Here is a 16,564-nt window from a genome sequence, read left to right as displayed (position 1 = left end):
TCGCGTCCTCTTTCTGTCGTTGTCGTCGAAAAAAGAGGGACGACCGCGAGCAGTCGTCCGTTCTCGAAACCGAGTCGCGTCGTGTTCAGTGACCCCGACCGGCCATCCGGCGCTCGAACACCTTCGAGGCGAGCAGGACGAACACGACGAGCGACGTGCCCGACAGGAGCGCGACCGCGGTGTTGGCCGAGACCAACACCGAACCGCCGCCCGCGGACAGGAGCGCGTATCCCGCGACTCCCGTCAGGGCGAGTCCGAGGACGGTGAAGACACCGAGCGCGATTTTGATGGGGTCGATCCGAGTGCGGAGTGTCGAAGACATGGTACGGTTATGCCTACTTCTCGACAGCTAATCAAATCGGATTCCGATTCTCACGGCGTGAAAACGGGGGGATAGCGCGAGGAACGGCGGGAAACGGATTCGACGAACGCATCGAATTCGAGACCGAAGACGCGACCGATACGAACCCGGATCGAGTCGCTCGATGGTGCTTCGGAAACGGAACCACGGCGACAGTCGGGGGGGCAGATTATCGCTACGACGGAGCGCACGAATACGCATAGTATTGCGTAGTTTGTACAATTCGGGTGACGGCTACCGACAGGGTGACAATTTCGGTCGGCCGAGCACACGGGTCCGGTTCTATTCGTCCGTCACCGTTCGGAGTGTTCACACTCGAACGGCCTCACGGGACTGTTTCCGGTGTTCTGAACCTGTTGTCGCTATAAAATACGAGATACAACCGGTAATCGAGAAATAGTGAAAAGCAGTAATCTATGTCAAAGATTTCCGCACCTATCTAATCCACGCTTATTAGCGTCGTTTATTACGTCTCCAAAACCGCTCGTCCCGGACATAATATTGTAGTTTATACACAATTCTATTCGGCTCGAATCGGTGCTCGAATGAGACGTTCAGAAGTTCGACAGACGCGACACTCTCTCGAAATATAAATCGTATTCCACGATATGAACTGAGCGGTACAGGGGACGGCGAGAAGGACAAGTATCTTACCGTATCGTCCCACAGTGCTACGTAACGAACGCAACACGAGAAAGCATGAGCGAAAATCAAACCACGCGACGGACGAGTAAAGTGCAGCGAGTCATCGACGAATACGGGTTGGATACCATGGGCGACACGCTCGAAGCGTACTGGCTCGGCGACGGCACCGAGCAGTACAGTCTTCGTGAGCTCGCGGACCTGTTCAATCACGAGGTGCTCCGGGCCGCGCTGACCGACGCCGAGGTATCGACCCTCGACGGCGAAGTAGAGAACACCTACCGACTGCTGACGAGCGACGAGATTAGTAGCGGCGTTCGGACGGAAACGGAGAACTCCCTCGAACGTGACGGACTCGACGTCACAAAGCTAAAACGCGATTTCGTCTCCCATCAGGCCATCCATACCTACCTCACCAAATACCGAAGCGTGGATTATCCCGCCGAGGACGACGGGAGGACGCGACTCGAAAAGGATACGGAGACGATTCAACGACTGCGCAGTCGAACGAACGCGGTGACCGAAACCACGCTCGAAAATCTCGCGAAATCCGGCGAACTCACGCTCGGCGATTTCGAGCTGTTCGTCGATCTACGCGTCGTCTGTAACACGTGCGGTCGCTCGTATTCTGTGGACGAACTGCTCCAAGGCGGCGGTTGCGACTGTCCGCCGGACAATTGATAAACTCGCCCCATCGGAGCCGTTTCGTCCTCGATGTCTCACGAAGCGTTACGGAAATAGTTCTGTAACGTTCCGATACGGAAAATGTACCATTTATATTGGGGGACCGACAACGAACGCGTATGCAACTATCGGACCGAACGTTGAGTCACGTACATCTACACGCTCGAAACATCGGCGGTATCGACGAAACGGAGATCAGCTTTTCTCCGGGAGTGACCGCCCTTACCGGTCGCAACGCGACCAACCGAACGTCCCTGCTCCAAGCCATCATGGCGACGCTCGGAAGCGACCAATCGTCGCTCAAAGGGGACGCCGACGAGGGGCGAGCCGAACTCACGATCGGCGACGAGACGTATACCAGAACGCTGACGCGGCAGAACGGAACGGTTTCCATGAGCGGAGATCCGTACCTCGACGACCCCGAACTCGCCGATCTCTTCGCGTTCCTGCTCGAATCGAACGAGGCCCGTCGAGCGGTCGCACGCGGAGACGGCTTGCGCGACCTCATCATGCGACCCGTCGATACCGACGCGATTCAGGCCGAGATCGAGGAGCTAAAGCGTGAGAGACAGCAACTCGACGACGAGCTCTCCGACCTCGAATCGCTCAAACAGCAACTCCCCGACCTCGAGGAGGAGCGAACGCAACTGCAGGACGAGATTGCCGAGAAACGGACCGCGCTCGCGGAGAAGGAAGCCGAACTGGAGGCCGCCGACGCGGACCTCGGCGAATCGAAATCCGAGAAGGCAGCGCTCGACGAGAAGCTCGAAGAACTGAGTCAAACCCGTTCGCGCCTCGAAGACGTTCGATACGACATCACGACCGAAGAGGAGAGCATCGAAGCGGTCGAAAACGAAGTGGACGACCTCGAAGACGAGGGCGCTGACGGTGCTGAAGTCTCGGAGGCGGACCTGTCGGCGGTGACGGATCGAATTCAGCAACGACGGGAGGAGAAACAGCGGTTGGAGTCGACCATGGCCGAACTGCAGACGATCATCCAGTTCAACGAGGAGATGTTGGACGGAACGAGCCCGGAGCTACTTTCCGCACTGCGGGGCGGCGAGCACGACGCTCATTCGAACGATTCCATCACCGACCAACTCGTCGACGACACAAAGACGGTCGTCTGTTGGACGTGCGGCACGGAGGTCGAGGAGCGAACTATCGAGGGGACCATCGAACGACTCCGCGACCTCCGAAAGGAGAAGCTCGCGGACCGTAACTCGCTCGAAAGCGAGATTTCCGAACTTCGAGACGAGAAACAGGAACTCGAAGAGACGCGCCGCCAGCGCGAGCGAACGGAACAACGGCGTCAGCGACTCGAATCTGAAATCGAGGACCGAAAGGCCCGTCTCGACGACCTTCGGGAGACGCGGGCGAACCTCATGGAGGAAGTCGAAACCCTCGAAGAAGCGGTCGAAGAACTCGAACAGGAGGAGTACAGTGACGTTTTGGACCTTCACAAGGAAGCGAATCAGATAGAGTTCGAACTCGACCGACTCGAATCCGACCTCGAAGACGTGGAGGACGAAATCGGGGCTATCGAGTCGCGGGTCGAAGAAGAGGAGCAACTGGAGGACAGACGAGAAGCGATCAGCGACGAGTTGGCGAACCTGCGCACTCGCATCGAGCAGATAGAGACCCGAGCAGTCGAGCAGTTCAACGGACACATGGAGACCGTCCTCGACCTGCTCGACTACGACAACCTCGAACGAATTTGGATCGACCGAACGAAACGAGAGGTTCGAGAAGGGCGCAGGAAGTCCACGAAAAGCGTGTTCGACCTCCACGTGATTCGGAGCACCGAGTCGGGAACGACCTACGAAGACACCATCGACCACCTCAGCGAGAGCGAACGGGAAGTGACCGGCCTCGTGTTCGCCCTCGCGGGCTATCTCGTCCACGAGGTCTACGATATCGTTCCGTTCATCCTCCTCGACTCGCTCGAAGCCATCGACTCGGACCGCATCGCCGTACTGATCGACTACTTCAGCGAGTCGGCGGGCTATCTCGTCGCCGCGCTGCTCCCCGAGGACGCCGCCGCCGTCGATGAGAAACACGAGCGCGTGACCGAAATCTGAGCCGCGTAGCCGTCGGAACGACGGGTATCATCCGGGGTCACGCAATCTGACCCCGATGGGCGGCCGACGCCGCGAAGAAAGACACGGGATTGGAGTTCCTTCAAGGTTTGAAATAATAACCCGGAGAAGAGTAACGATACCGCCAAAGGAGTAGTGACGACACCGTACCGACCGAGAGACATCCACTATCCCGAATTTCCTTCAAAAACGTACCGTTAGTTTTATATTTCATTGAAATAGTTCGGTTTTTGAAACACACTACCGATGCGGCCGCTCCGGCTACGCGTCGCTTCGGCAACCGTCGGTGGGTCGTCGGGAGCGACCCGAGAGCATCGAAATAGCCCTTTCGTTCCACATATTTCATATTCTTATGAAAAGTGCCATGCAACATACTTTAAATGTCGTCGGTATCTATTCAGTCCGTAGCGGCTAGGAAACAGGTCAGCTGCGATACTAGCCAGAGGTATCTCGAAATGAGCGAACACGAACCCACGACGTCCGAGACAGATAGCCGAACGGTTACGCCGACACGGCGGCGATTTCTCCAGTTGACGAGCGCAGCGGCGCTCCTACCGACCGTATCGAACAGTACGAACGCCGTAGCAACTAAAAAGTCGACCGTGAACGCACCGTCGACGGCGACCGGCGGCCCGGGGCGAATCGACAACCTCACGGAATACATCGAAGACCCGAGTACGTTTTCACAGCACCGCGAACCGACGCACACTACTCCGACGATACCCTACGGGTCGGTCGGAGGCGCCCGACGGTCGGACGAGAGGTTCGCGGCCTTGGAGGACCGATTCGCGGGGTCAGAGTACTTCGAACTGCTGAACGGCGAGTGGCAGTTCGCGTTCTACGAGTCCCCCGACAAACGCCCGACGGACCACGACGGGACGAACTGGAACAGCATCACGGTCCCGCGTCCGTGGCAAACCGAAGGATACGGGCAGTACACCTACGCGAACTGGCAGGAGACGTGGGTACACTACGACCCGCCGCTCGACGGCGATCTGGTGCCGGACGACGACGGGACCGTCGATATCCCCGAAACCAACCCGACCGCGACGTATCGCAGGACGTTCCGCGTTCCGGAGGGCTGGAATGGCCGGGAGACGTTCCTCCACTTCGCGGGCGTCAAACAGGCCTACTTCGTCTGGATAGATGGTCAGTACGTGGGCTTCCAACAAGGGTCGATGACGCCGGGTGAGTTCGACATCACCGACCACGTGACGCCGGGCGAGGAACACGAGGTCACGGTGCAGGTGTACCGGTTCTCGGACGGCGAGGCGATGGAAACTATCGACATGTTCCGCTACTCCGGCATCTACCGGAGCGTCTACCTGTTCTCGACGCCCGAAGTACACGTTCGGGACTTCGACGTCACGGCAAGTCTCGACGACGAGTACGAGGACGGTCACCTGCGAATCGACGCCGAGCTAGCGAACTACGAAGGTCACTGTGGAACCTACACCGTCCGCGCCGCCCTCCACGAACCCGAGGGGACGAACCAACGGGCCGGGGCAAACGGCTGTGATACCGGTCGTGAACCGAAACGGGTCGAGATTACGAGGGAAACGGCCGTCGATTCTGACGGCGGGGTCGTGACGTTGGAAACAGAGGTAGACGACCCGGAGAAGTGGTCCGCCGAACATCCAAACCTCTACACGCTCGTCCTCGAACTGACCGACGGGCGGGGTCGGACGACGGAGGTTCTCCTCGATAAAGTCGGGTTCCGAACCTTCGAGACGACCCGTGGCGGGCCGGGTGCGCAGGTGTTGGTCAACGGCGAACCGGTCAACCTCGGCGGGACGAACCGCCACGAAACCGATCCGGAGACGGGGCGAACGCTTCCGGTCGAGACGATGCGAGCCGACTTCGAGCGGATGAAGCAGTTCAACGTGAACGCCGTCCGAACGTCCCACTATCCCAACGACCCGACGTACCTCCGTCTCGCGGACGAGTACGGTATCTACGTGATGGACGAGGTGTGCTGTGAGACCCACTGGTGGGAGGGCATCCTCGCGCAGACGACCGCCTACCACGAACAGGCGGTCGAACGCTTCCGGCGGATGCTCCTCCGGGACCGGAACCACACGTCGGTCTTCGCGTGGTCGACGGGGAACGAGGCGGGAACGGCCGCCGAACACATCGAGATGGCCGCGCTCGCGCTCGGCACCGACGACCCCCGCGTTCCCGATAGCACCGCCGACGCGACCCGGCTCGCCCCCGAACCGGTTGAATCGTTCGACGGCGGGGACATCGAGGCACTCGCGCCGGACAGGCTCCTGTACCACCAGCCCAACCACGGCGGCTGGGACGTCGAGTTCGCCGACATGCTCGGGCCACGGTACATCGGCCTCGAAACGCTCCTCGGTCTCGCGGCGGGCGACGACGTCAGCGACAGTCCGAGATTCGGGGACAGGTCGGCGGGTGACGGGTCTCCGGGCGACGGCAAGCGACCGGTCGTGATGGGCGAGTACGACCACGCCATGGGCAACAGTCTCGGCTTGGTCCATCGGATGTGGTCGGAGTACATCCAACCGGCGGTCAGAACGGCGCGCGACGAGAGCGGCAACGGCAACGACGGCGTGCTGGTCGGGTCACCGACCGTCGGCGTCGGGCGGTCGAAGGGCAGCGTCACGCTCCGAGACGACGACCACATCGACGTCGATGTGTCGAAACTGGACCTCGATTCGTCGGCGTTCACGTTCGGAATCACGTTCCGAGGCGTCGAACCGGGAACGGGCGTCGGCCTCGTCTCGATAGGTGACCGGCACGCGCTGTCGATGGATGGTGACGGACGGGTCGAACTCGGCGTCGGGTCCGCGTCCGTCGGCGGCAAACCGTCGGCGACTCCCAGCGATGACGAATGGCACACGCTCGTCCTCGTCCGCGACGACGACGGTGTTCGACTGTACCTCGACGGCGAGCGCGTAGCGAAAACCGGCCGGTCGTTCTCGGCCGCCCTCGAGACGGAGCACGTTCAGGTCGGTCCCACGGGTGACGACCACGATTTCGGATTAACCGTAGATTCCGTCCACGCATTCGACCGCGCCCTCGCCCCGGACGAAATCATCGATATCGACGAGTTGGCCCCCGACGAGGGAGTGCTTAGCTACTCGTTCGCTTCGCTGCTCCGCGATACGAGCTTACAGGGCGGATTCATCTGGGATTGGGTCAATCAAGACGTCGCGCGAACGACAACAGTGGACGGGAAGGAGGTGGAGTACGCCTTCTACGACGGAAACCCGTTCTGTATCAACGGGATGGTTTGGTCCGACCGCGAGCCCCAACCCGAACTCTGGCAGCTCAAACACAGCCAACAACCCGTGAAGGCCGCGCCTGCGGACATTCGAAACGGCGAACTGTACGTCACGAATCACTACAACTTCACGAACGTCTCCGAGGTGGACTGCCGATGGGAACTCGTCGCCGACGACGTTCCCGTCCAATCGGGTGACCTCGGCCTCGACATCACCCCCGGCGAAACCCGTCGTGTTCGAGTTCCGTTCGAGGAACCGAGCGAGCCAACCCCCGGGACCGAATACCGACTGAACGTTTCGTTCACGAAGCCCGAGGCGTCGGCGTACGCCGACGCCGGACACGAAGTGGCTCGGGAACAGTTCGAGTTGCCGTTCGAAGTCGAGGAGCCGACGCTCGAATCGCTTGCGGACCTCCCGTCGCTCGATGTTTCCGAAACGGACGACGGAGCGGTCGTTTCGGGTGCCGCGTTCGAATACCGATTCGACGAAACCGTCGGAACAATCACGTCGATGCGGTACGAGGGGACCGAAGTGCTCGAACGAGGTCCCCTGTTCAACGCGTGGCGCGCGCCCATCATGAACGAGGTGCAGGCATGGGGTAGCGAGCAGGCGTCCAGTTGGAAGGCGGCCGGACTTGATTCGCTCGATACCGTCGTCGATTCCGCGTCCGTCTCACAGCCGAACGACTCGCTGGTCAGAATCGACGTGAAAAGCTTCTCGAAGGGGAAGAAAGCGGAATCGGGGTCGGCCCACGCCGGATTCGAGACGACCTATCGCTTCCGAATCTTCGGGGACGGAAGCGTCACGGTCGGCGTCGATGCCGCCCCGAACGAGGAGCTGAAGGGCATCGTCACGGACTATCTTCCGAAGGTGGGCCTGCAGGTGGATGCGCCGAGCGGCTTCGACCGGGTGGAGTGGTACGGTCGCGGACCACAGGAGACGTATCCCGACCGAAAGACGGGGGTCGATATCGGCCGGTACTCCGGAACGGTCGCAGACCAGTACGTCCCCTACGTCCCGCCGACGGAGAACGGGAACAAGGCGGACACGCGGTGGGCGAGCATCGCGGGCGACGACGGGGTCGGACTGCTCGCCGCCACGACGGACGAGCCGATGAACGTGAGCTACAACCGGTTCTCGAACCTTGCCGAGGCCGAACACGAGTACGAACTCGAAGACCACGGCTCCGTGGCGTTCAATCTCGACCATCGAGTGTCCGGCGTCGGCGGGACACCAATCGAACCGTACGACGAATTTCTGGTTCGACCGGTCGAAACGTCGTTCGAATTCCTCCTGCGTCCGTTCGCGGTCGGAGAGGACGACCCGATGGCCCTCGCTCGCACTCGGTTCGACGAGGACGCCTGAAAAAAGCGAACGTCCAAACGAGAACCGTCGATTCGGGGCCTACTCCCCGTCACTTGGTCGAACAGGAATCGATACCGCTTTCGTCGCGACGGAATCCGTCCCGCCGCGTTCGAGCATGCGACGCGCCGGGTCGATGACGACGCGAAGGGTTCGAGTTCCTTCGGGGACGCAGGCGGTATCCCAGTTCAGTGTCCCCTCGAACGTTCCGTGCGAGGCTATCGAATCGACCGCGGCCTCGCCGATTTTTGTGGCTCTACCGTCGGTGATATCGAAGACGCGGACGGTCGTCGGCGGCGTTTCACTTCGACTGGCATTTCGGACGACGACGGACACGGTGTGGACCGTCGAACGCGCGCGTTCGACCTCGACATCGGTTGGATGGACGGACACGCCCCGTTCGACGACCGGGGTCACGTTGTTCGTCCGGTCTCGGTCGGTGACTGCCGCATTCGGGTCGACGACGGCCCATACTTGCCCGAGGTGGGGCAGGGATTGCGTCGGTTCCTCGAACGTCACGTCGAACGTTTCGCCCGGACGAATCGTCGGAATATCTCGTTCCGCACCTATCGTCGGTCGGTCGGGGTCGCTGACGTCCACGAACCGCAACGTCGTCGCCGACGAGGCGGCAGTTCCCGCGTTCCGAACCGGAACGTCGATGCGCACCGTGTCGTCGGTTTCCTCGACGGAGAACGCCCCGGGATTCAGGGCCACGTCGGGAAGTTCGACCGGGTCGGCATGGAAGACGAGTTCCTCCCCGGGTTCGGTGTCAACCTCGACAAGTTGTGGCCCCAATCGGTCGATTCGCTCGTCGTGGTTCGCGCTCGGTTTGCGTTCCAACCGGACACCGAACGTCCGAAGCCGACAGGGGCTTCCCTCTAGCGAACGGACGACGACACGCTGGAGCAGTCCGTCCTCCCATTCCACGTCGACTTCGAACGCGCCCGCGGCCTTCAGCCCCGACACGCTTCCGGACTCCCACGCGTCGGGGAGCGCGGGAAGCAATCGGAGTTCCCCTTCGTGGTCTCCCAAAAGCATCTCCGCGATGCCCGCGGTGCCGCCGAAGTTGCCGTCGATTTGGAACGGCGGGTGCATGTCGAAAAGGTTCGAAATCGTCGACTGCTCGAACAGCTTCCGGAGATGTTCGTGAGCCAACTCGCCCTCCTCGAACCGCGCCCACTGGTTTATCGTCCACGCCCTGCTCCACCCCGTCCACCCGCCGCCGTAGGTGAGACGACGTTCGAGCGCGTTTCGGGCTGCGTTCGCCAAAACCGGTGTATCGCGCATCGTGATATCGCTTCCCGGGTGGTTCGCGTACAGGTGCGAGATATGGCGGTGTCCCGGATTCGACTCCTCGTACTCCTCCAACCACTCCTGCAAGGTTCCGTTCGCGCCGATTTGGAGCGGCGGCAGTCGGGCCACGGCGTCTGCGAGTTCGTCCCGAAACGGCGCATCCACATCGAGGATATCGGCGGCTTCGATACAGTTTTTAAACAGATTCCGGACGAGTTCGACGTCCATCGTCGGAGCGACGGCGTAGAGCGCCTCGTAGCCGTCCGAATCCACGAACCAGTTCTCCGGCGAGTTTGAGGGGACGGTTACGAGACGACCCTCTCCGTCCTCGACGAGGTAGTCGAGCAGGAACGTCGCGGCGTCCTTCATTACGGGGTACGCGAGCGATTCGAGGTACGCTTCGTCGCGGTTCACGTCGTAGTGTTCCCAGAGACCGCGACACATCCACGCCGCCCCCGTCGGCCAGACGCCGCCGAACCACGTCGGTTCGGTGCTCCCCCAGGGGTCAGAGGAAATGTGGTTCACGAAGCCATCGGCGTCGTAGTGGACGGCCGCGGTTTCCGAACCGGGGTCGCGGAGGAAATCTACGTACTCGATCATCGGAACAGCGCACTCAGAGAGGTTGCAACGCTCCGCGGGCCAGTAGTTCATCTGGAGGTTGATGTCCTTGTGGTAGTCCGCCTGCCACGGCGGCGTCATGGAGTCGTTCCAGATTCCCTGCAGGTTGGCTGGAAGCCTGCTCTCCGGGCGGGAACTCCCCATCAGCAAGTAGCGACCGTACTGGAAGTACAGTTCGGTGAGGTGCGGGTCGTCCGCACCGTTCTGCACCGCGTCCAGCCGCTCGTCGGTCGGTATCGGTGCGCCGCTTTTCCCTCCCAGTTCGAATTCGACGCGACGAAACAGCTCCCGATGCGCTTCGACGTGACGCCGCCGGAGCCGCCCGTACGGTCCTCCGATGGCATTCAGTCCCTCGGAGACGGCGGCCGCCGGGTCCTCGTCGGCGTCGTAGTCCGTCGCGGCGTCGAACACGAACGTGAGGGCGTCGGCGTCGCTCACGCGAAGCGTCCCTTCCCCCGCCGAGACGACCCCCGAATCACCCTCCGGAATCGCCCGGACTCTCCCCTCGAAGGTGACGCCCGGTGCCGGGTTTCGAACGGCTCCACGAAGGACGAGCTCGTCCCCATCGGTCTCGGTTCGGGCATCCTGCTTCCGCGTCATCGTTATCGACGCCGATATCTGGTCGTCCGATTCGATTCGGACGACGAGCGCGTCGTCAGCCCCCGACACGAACGCCTCGCGGGAGTACCGAGTTCCGTCCGCGAAGTACCCCACGCGGACGATTCCCTCGTCCAGATCGAGTTCCCGACGGTAGTCAGTCACGTCGTCAGCGTGGTCGAACGTCAATTCGAGTTCGCCGAACGACTGATACGGCCTGATGAGCGTGCCGTACTCCGGCGGGTCGCCGAGCATCTCCGGGTCGATGAGCGCCTCCGCCGCCTCGTGGTTTCCCGCGAGGAGGAGTTCCCGAACCCGAGGCAGAACGTCGGCCGCGTCCGGGTTGTTCTTCGGCTCCTCGTCGAACCCGCCCGCCCAGAGGCACTCCTCGTTCAGTTGGATTCGCTCCCGTTTCGGAGTTCCGTACACCATCGCCCCAAGGCGACCGTTTCCGAGCGGTAACGCCTCCAACCACTCGTTTGCGGGCGATTCGTACCATAGTGATAGCGGACCCCTCTCCGCATCCGCTTCGGACGGCCGGTCCTCGCCAATTGCAGTTCCCGTCGTCCCCGCGACGGCCGACCCGATGCCGGTCGCTCCCGCCATGCGAATGACGTTCCGCCGGGTGTATCCCGACGGTACAGAGGCGTCGTCCGCCGTCGAATTCGGTGTCGTGTTCGATTCCGATGCCGCATCCGTCCCGTGCGTCTCGTTACAGTCTTCTCGTTCGTTCATTCGTGTTATCAAAATCGATAGTCGATCGTTACGTTCAGTCTCGGGCACGACCCGATTACCGAATCGTGCCGTCGGCGATACCGGATGGTTCCCGTACGGGTTGCGACGATTTCACTCGAACTGGACGGTGTGAACGCGGAACTCGCCGCCGCGTGCGACGAGATACACCGTCCGATGGCTTCCGCTCGCTCTCCCGAGCCGCGTCGTGACCTGCTCGTACTCGTAGACATCGCCCGTAGACGGAACGGTAGTCGAACCCAACAGCCGCCCGTCAGGGGAGTCGAGTCGAAGCTCGACGGTCGCCGCTCCGTCGTCCGAGCGTGCTACGGAAACAGTCGCCTCGTCCGGTTGATCGCGTAAGTTTACGTCCTCGAACGCGACCCACGAGCCGTCGGTGAGGCCGACGACGGTTCCTTCGGCCGTCGATCTGTCCAGCAGGTCGATCTCAGACCACGACCAGTCGTCGGCATCGACGGCGCGGGTTTCCTCGCCAAGGTCGCGCTGGGGAATCCGGTCGCCGTCGACGCGGAGCGCACCGCGGGGACCGAGGTCGTCGGACGCCGACCCGACGGCCACGTCGTGAGTCGCACGCTCCACGACCCGTCGATTTCGTGTGACGTCCCAGAACGAGAACTCGTCGTAGTCGAGTTCGAACTCGACGCACGTTCGCTCGCCCGGTTCGAGATGGACGCGCTCGAATCCGCGCAACACTTGCTCCGGTTGCTGGGTGCGCGACCGGCGCTGGCGGGTGTATAACTGCACGACCTCCTCGGCCGCCATCGACCCCGTGTTGGTAACCGCGACCGTCGCCGTCGCTGTCTCGCCGGGCGACAGCTGAGAACGCGGCGAAATGCGGAAGTCCCCGTACTCGAACGAGGCGTACGAAAGCCCGTGGCCGAACGCGTAGAGCGGGTCAGGCTGCCCGTAGCGGTACGTCATCCCGGTTCGGGCGATGTTGTACTCCTTGATGTCCGGGAGTTGGTCGGCCGACCGTGGCCACGTCTGCGGAAGCCGACCGGACGGCGAGACGTCACCGAACAGCACGTCCGCGAGCGCCCGTCCCGTCTCCTGCCCGGCGTGCGAGGTCCAGAGGATGGACGGCGTGTGTCGGTCGGCCCAGCGTATCGCCATCGGATAGCTGCTCTGGAGCACCAGCACGGTCCGCGGATTGGCCTTCGTCACGGCTGTGACCAGTTTTTGCTGCGACTCGGGAAGGTCGAGCCGTTCGCGGTCGTGGGTTTCCCGCGCGCCGATGAGGGGATGGGTACCGACGACGAGGACGGCGACATCGGCGTCACGAGCCGTCCGAATCGCGTCCTCGACGCCCTTCCGGCGACGTTCGACGGCGAAGTGGGCGGCGTCGGACCGCTTCTCCCCGTTCACCCGTAGCCCGCCGTCGGACGCCGTGACGAACCGGTCGATCCCTCGATGTCGGAGCGCCACGGTATCGTCGTCCAGGTCCACGAACTCGAACGCCTCCTCGACCTCCTCCCAGCCGTACGGCTTCTCGACCGAATTAATCAGCTGACCGTCGTCGACGGTGACGTAGCGGTTGTTGCCCGTCGCCCGGAGCGTCCACGCGTCCGGACTCCACTGCGCGGCGTCGAACATCTGAACGCCGGGTGCGTTTTGGTCGGACAGATAGAGTCCACCGCCGCCAGCACTCACGCCCGCGGTGACGTAGCTCCCGGAGGACTCCTCCCGAAGGGCGATTCGGTCGGTACCCTGTGCGGTCGTCACGTTGTCGGCACCGATACAGTCGCGGATGCCCTCCTCGGCCGTGATTCGATACGGCGGCGTGCCGCTGTACCAGTCGGTGAACACGCTGTCGGCGAGCGGGCCGATGACGGCGACCGACCGCTCATCCGACAGCGGCAGGTTCGCCCCGTCGTTTTTGAGCAACACCTGTTGCTCCCGCGCCGCTTTCCGAGCAAGTTCCCGATGCTCGGGAGCGCCGACGACCTCGTTCGTGAGGTCGTCGTACGGTGTTTCGGGCGCGAACTCGCCGAGACGGAACCGAACCGAGAGAACGTGGCCGACCGCGGCGTCGATTTCGTCCTCGCGCAGGACGCCCTCGTCGACGGCCTCGGAGAGCGCTTCGACGGTGGTGGTAGCATCGGGACCGTGCTCGGTGAAGACGTCCAGCCCCGCGACCACCGCGGCGGCGCGCGCTTTCGCCTTGGTGTCGAAGTACTCCTGTGCGCCGGTCAGATTCTCCGGTGCCCACGCGTCGCTCACGTTCATCACGGACGACGCGTCGGGTGCCCAGTCGCGCACGGCGTCATCGAGCAACGGCGAGACGGTCATTGGGCGGCCGTTGACGAGGTTGTACGAGGCCATCACTCCGACCGCGTTCCCGGATTCGACCGGCGGGCGGAAGAATTCGAGGTAGTAGTCGTGGAGCAGTCGGGGCGGCAGTTCGGCGTTGGTGGTGGTGCGGTCCGTTTCGTTGTCGTACGCGAGGAAGTGTTTCAGGGACGGCGCCGTCTTCAGGAAGTCCGGGTCGTCACCGGCGAGACCGTCCGTGTACGCGACGGCTATCTCGCCGCTCAGGAACGGGTCTTCCGCGTATCCCTCTTCGTTTCGGCCCGCTCGCGGGTCTCGAAGGGGGTCCACGGTTGGCGCCCAAACGTTCAATCCCGCGGCGCTGGGGGTGACGTTGTGTTTCCCCCGAACTTCGTCGCCGACCGCGCTTCCGACGCGCTCTATCAGTTCGGGGTCCCACGTGCTGCCGAGGCCGACCGGTTGCGGAAAGACGGTCGCTTCCCCCAACCACGACACACCGTGTAACGCCTCCGTTCCCGTCCTGAACGCGTCCACGTCCAGACGCGGAATCGGCGGTTGATACTGATGTAACAGCGACAGCTTCTCGTCGAAGGTGAGTCGAGAGACCAACTCCGCGACGCGTTCGTCGACGCGCTCTGCGGTATCCGTCTCCCGGTCGTCCGGGGTACCACCGTCCGTTTCCACGCTCGCCGCTACATCGTCGAGTGACAGTGCCGAACCCGCACTGATACCTGCCAGTACCGTTCGGCGGCTCATATCGACCATTATTGATGCCTCTTCAACCACCATGCAGTACGCTTTAAAAAACATTTCGAAAAATGGGATTTTTGATATTTTGGATTTTTGTTCTGAAACAGGGAACGAAGATACAACGGAGGTCGAAAGCGAATCGACGGGGCGGTGCTGAAACACGCTCGAATTGCGGTGTTTTCACGCGATAACGCGCGCCCTATCCCGAACGACGGTCCGTATCGCGGTCGTTCGGGGACCGGTTCTTCGTTCTCTATTCCGCTACGTTCCGCGTCCAGCAACGGGGCGACCCGAGCGGGACGTGTTGAGTCGGGACGATCCGTCGATCAGTGTTTCCATTACAAAACTATTGATGTTCGCCGAGCGGTATCGGCGGACCGCGCGCAAACAGTCGGAGATGACCGCTGACACAGGAGAGTCGCCTCGGTCACGCGCTTTCGGTATCGAGCGCTCGTCAACGTGAGTCGCACTATCCGTTCCGTATTTCAGAACGAGTTCGTATCGCTCGCTTCGTTAGATTGTTCGTGCGAACCTCGATATCCTCGCCCTCGGGAAAATTGGGTGTTACGGAAGATATATATGAGACAGCGGAAAACAACTGCGTCACATGGGATCGCTTCGCTTGAGCAACGTGACCAAACGGTACGACGACGTCGTCGCTGTCAACGACATGAACCTCGACATCGAGGACAGCGAGTTCATCTCGCTCGTCGGACCGTCAGGCTGTGGCAAATCGACGACGTTGAAAATGATCGGTGGGTTGGAACATCCGTCCGAAGGAACCGTCCGTATCGACGGCGAGGACGTGACGGACGACCCGCCGAAGGACCGAGGGTTGGCAATGGTGTTTCAGAATATCGCCCTCTTTCCGCACATGAACGTCTACGACAACATGAGTTACGGGCTTCGGATACGCGGTAGCGCGAGCGACGAAATCGACCACCGCGTGGACGAGGCCGCCGAAACGCTCAAACTAGAGGGGATGCTCGACAGGATGCCGAGCGAACTGTCCGGCGGTCAGCGCCAACGCGTCGCCATCGGTCGCGCCATCGTCAGGGAACCCGAGGTGTTCCTCATGGACGAACCGTTGGCGAACCTCGACGCGAAACTCCGCGTCCACATGCGCACCGAGCTCCAGCGCATCCAACGCAAATTCAACGTCACCACCATCTACGTCACGCACGACCAAGAGGAGGCGATGACGATGTCCGACCGGGTCGCCATCATCAACGACGGCGAACTCCAACAAATCGCACCACCTCTCGAATGCTACCACGAACCGGAAAATCGGTTCGTCGCCGGATTTATCGGGTCCCCCTCGATGAACTTCGTCGAGGGAACGGTCCGTGACGGTCGGTTCGAATCCGAGAAGTTCGACCTCGACGTGCGTGACTTCGACCTCGGCGGCGCGGAACACCTCACGGTCGGAATCAGACCCGAGGACGTCTACTTCGCCGAGTCCAAGGAGACGAATTCCAGCGAGCCGATTCGCGCCACCGTCGACGTCACCGAACCCATCGGGGAGAAAGTGTTCGTCTACCTGTACACCCAGTCAGAGAACGAACTATCGAACCGAGACCTGACCGACATCGATGCGGAGGGCCGTTCGCAGTTCCTCATGAGCGCCCCACCGGACAGGGAAGTCTCCGAGGGGGACACCATCGATGTCGTCCTCGACCGACGTTCCATTCACCTGTTCGATACGGAAACGGGCGAGGCCGTCGCCCACGGTGTCGAACCGAAATCGACGCCGACCCCGTGACCATCCGGCGAACGGACGCTAGCGACCGACACTCAACCGCGTTAGTCGAACCTATCGCTCAAAAATAACCATCGTTGATGAAAATGTATATATGGCACTAGTTAAGAAGGATGAGTATGCCTAGCAA

General features: G+C 61.8%; 7 protein-coding genes. 4 read left to right on the top strand and 3 right to left on the bottom strand.

Features of this window, described 5'->3' with window-relative positions:
* Nucleotides 1-85: 85 nt before the first annotated feature.
* Nucleotides 86-322 (bottom strand): hypothetical protein, encoded by a 237-nt coding sequence (locus tag V5735_RS22520; protein ID WP_423746893.1) that lies wholly within the window; start codon nt 320-322, stop codon nt 86-88.
* Between the two features lie 738 nt (nt 323-1,060).
* Between V5735_RS22520 and rdfA the strand changes: the two genes are divergently transcribed.
* From rdfA to V5735_RS22505, 3 genes are all read left to right on the top strand, one after another.
* On the top strand, nt 1,061-1,684 hold the full coding sequence (gene rdfA, locus V5735_RS22515; RefSeq protein ID WP_423746892.1) for a rod-determining factor RdfA: 624 nt from the start codon (nt 1,061-1,063) through the stop codon (nt 1,682-1,684).
* Between the two features lie 122 nt (nt 1,685-1,806).
* On the top strand, nt 1,807-3,768 hold the full coding sequence (locus tag V5735_RS22510) for an archaea-specific SMC-related protein (protein WP_423746891.1): 1,962 nt from the start codon (nt 1,807-1,809) through the stop codon (nt 3,766-3,768).
* Nucleotides 3,769-4,316: 548 nt separating this feature from the next.
* Complete coding sequence (locus V5735_RS22505; protein ID WP_423746890.1) at nt 4,317-8,399, top strand: glycoside hydrolase family 2 TIM barrel-domain containing protein; 4,083 nt, start codon at nt 4,317-4,319, stop codon at nt 8,397-8,399.
* Nucleotides 8,400-8,438: 39 nt separating this feature from the next.
* Here the strand turns inward: V5735_RS22505 and V5735_RS22500 are convergent, their stop codons facing one another.
* Both V5735_RS22500 and V5735_RS22495 read right to left on the bottom strand, forming a co-directional pair.
* Nucleotides 8,439-11,639, bottom strand: a complete 3,201-nt coding sequence (locus V5735_RS22500) for a glycosyl hydrolase family 95 catalytic domain-containing protein (protein ID WP_423746889.1) — start codon at nt 11,637-11,639, stop codon at nt 8,439-8,441.
* A 111-nt stretch (nt 11,640-11,750) separates the two neighbouring features.
* Nucleotides 11,751-14,681 carry a glycoside hydrolase family 3 C-terminal domain-containing protein gene (locus V5735_RS22495; RefSeq protein WP_423746888.1) on the bottom strand — a complete coding sequence of 977 codons (2,931 nt, stop codon included), beginning with the start codon at nt 14,679-14,681 and terminating at the stop codon, nt 11,751-11,753.
* A gap of 601 nt (nt 14,682-15,282) precedes the next feature.
* Here V5735_RS22495 and V5735_RS22490 point away from each other — a divergent pair.
* On the top strand, nt 15,283-16,437 hold the full coding sequence (locus V5735_RS22490; protein ID WP_423746887.1) for an ABC transporter ATP-binding protein: 1,155 nt from the start codon (nt 15,283-15,285) through the stop codon (nt 16,435-16,437).
* The last annotated feature ends 127 nt before the right edge of the window (nt 16,438-16,564 follow it).

The organism is Haladaptatus sp. SPP-AMP-3, from assembly GCF_049568665.1.
GTDB lineage: Archaea > Halobacteriota > Halobacteria > Halobacteriales > Haladaptataceae > Haladaptatus > Haladaptatus paucihalophilus.
Note: the sequence above shows the minus strand (reverse complement) of the source record. Positions and strands in the feature narration are given on the sequence as shown.

What these genes read in the sequence shown, in the direction of transcription:
- V5735_RS22520 (WP_423746893.1), bottom strand. Translation starts at nt 322, where the DNA reads ATGTCTTCGACACTCCGCACTCGGATCGACCCCATCAAAATCGCGCTC.
- V5735_RS22490 (WP_423746887.1), top strand. Translation starts at nt 15,283, where the DNA reads ATGGGATCGCTTCGCTTGAGCAACGTGACCAAACGGTACGACGACGTC.
- V5735_RS22495 (WP_423746888.1), bottom strand. Translation starts at nt 14,681, where the DNA reads ATGAGCCGCCGAACGGTACTGGCAGGTATCAGTGCGGGTTCGGCACTG.
- V5735_RS22500 (WP_423746889.1), bottom strand. Translation starts at nt 11,639, where the DNA reads ATGAACGAACGAGAAGACTGTAACGAGACGCACGGGACGGATGCGGCA.
- V5735_RS22510 (WP_423746891.1), top strand. Translation starts at nt 1,807, where the DNA reads ATGCAACTATCGGACCGAACGTTGAGTCACGTACATCTACACGCTCGA.
- rdfA (WP_423746892.1), top strand. Translation starts at nt 1,061, where the DNA reads ATGAGCGAAAATCAAACCACGCGACGGACGAGTAAAGTGCAGCGAGTC.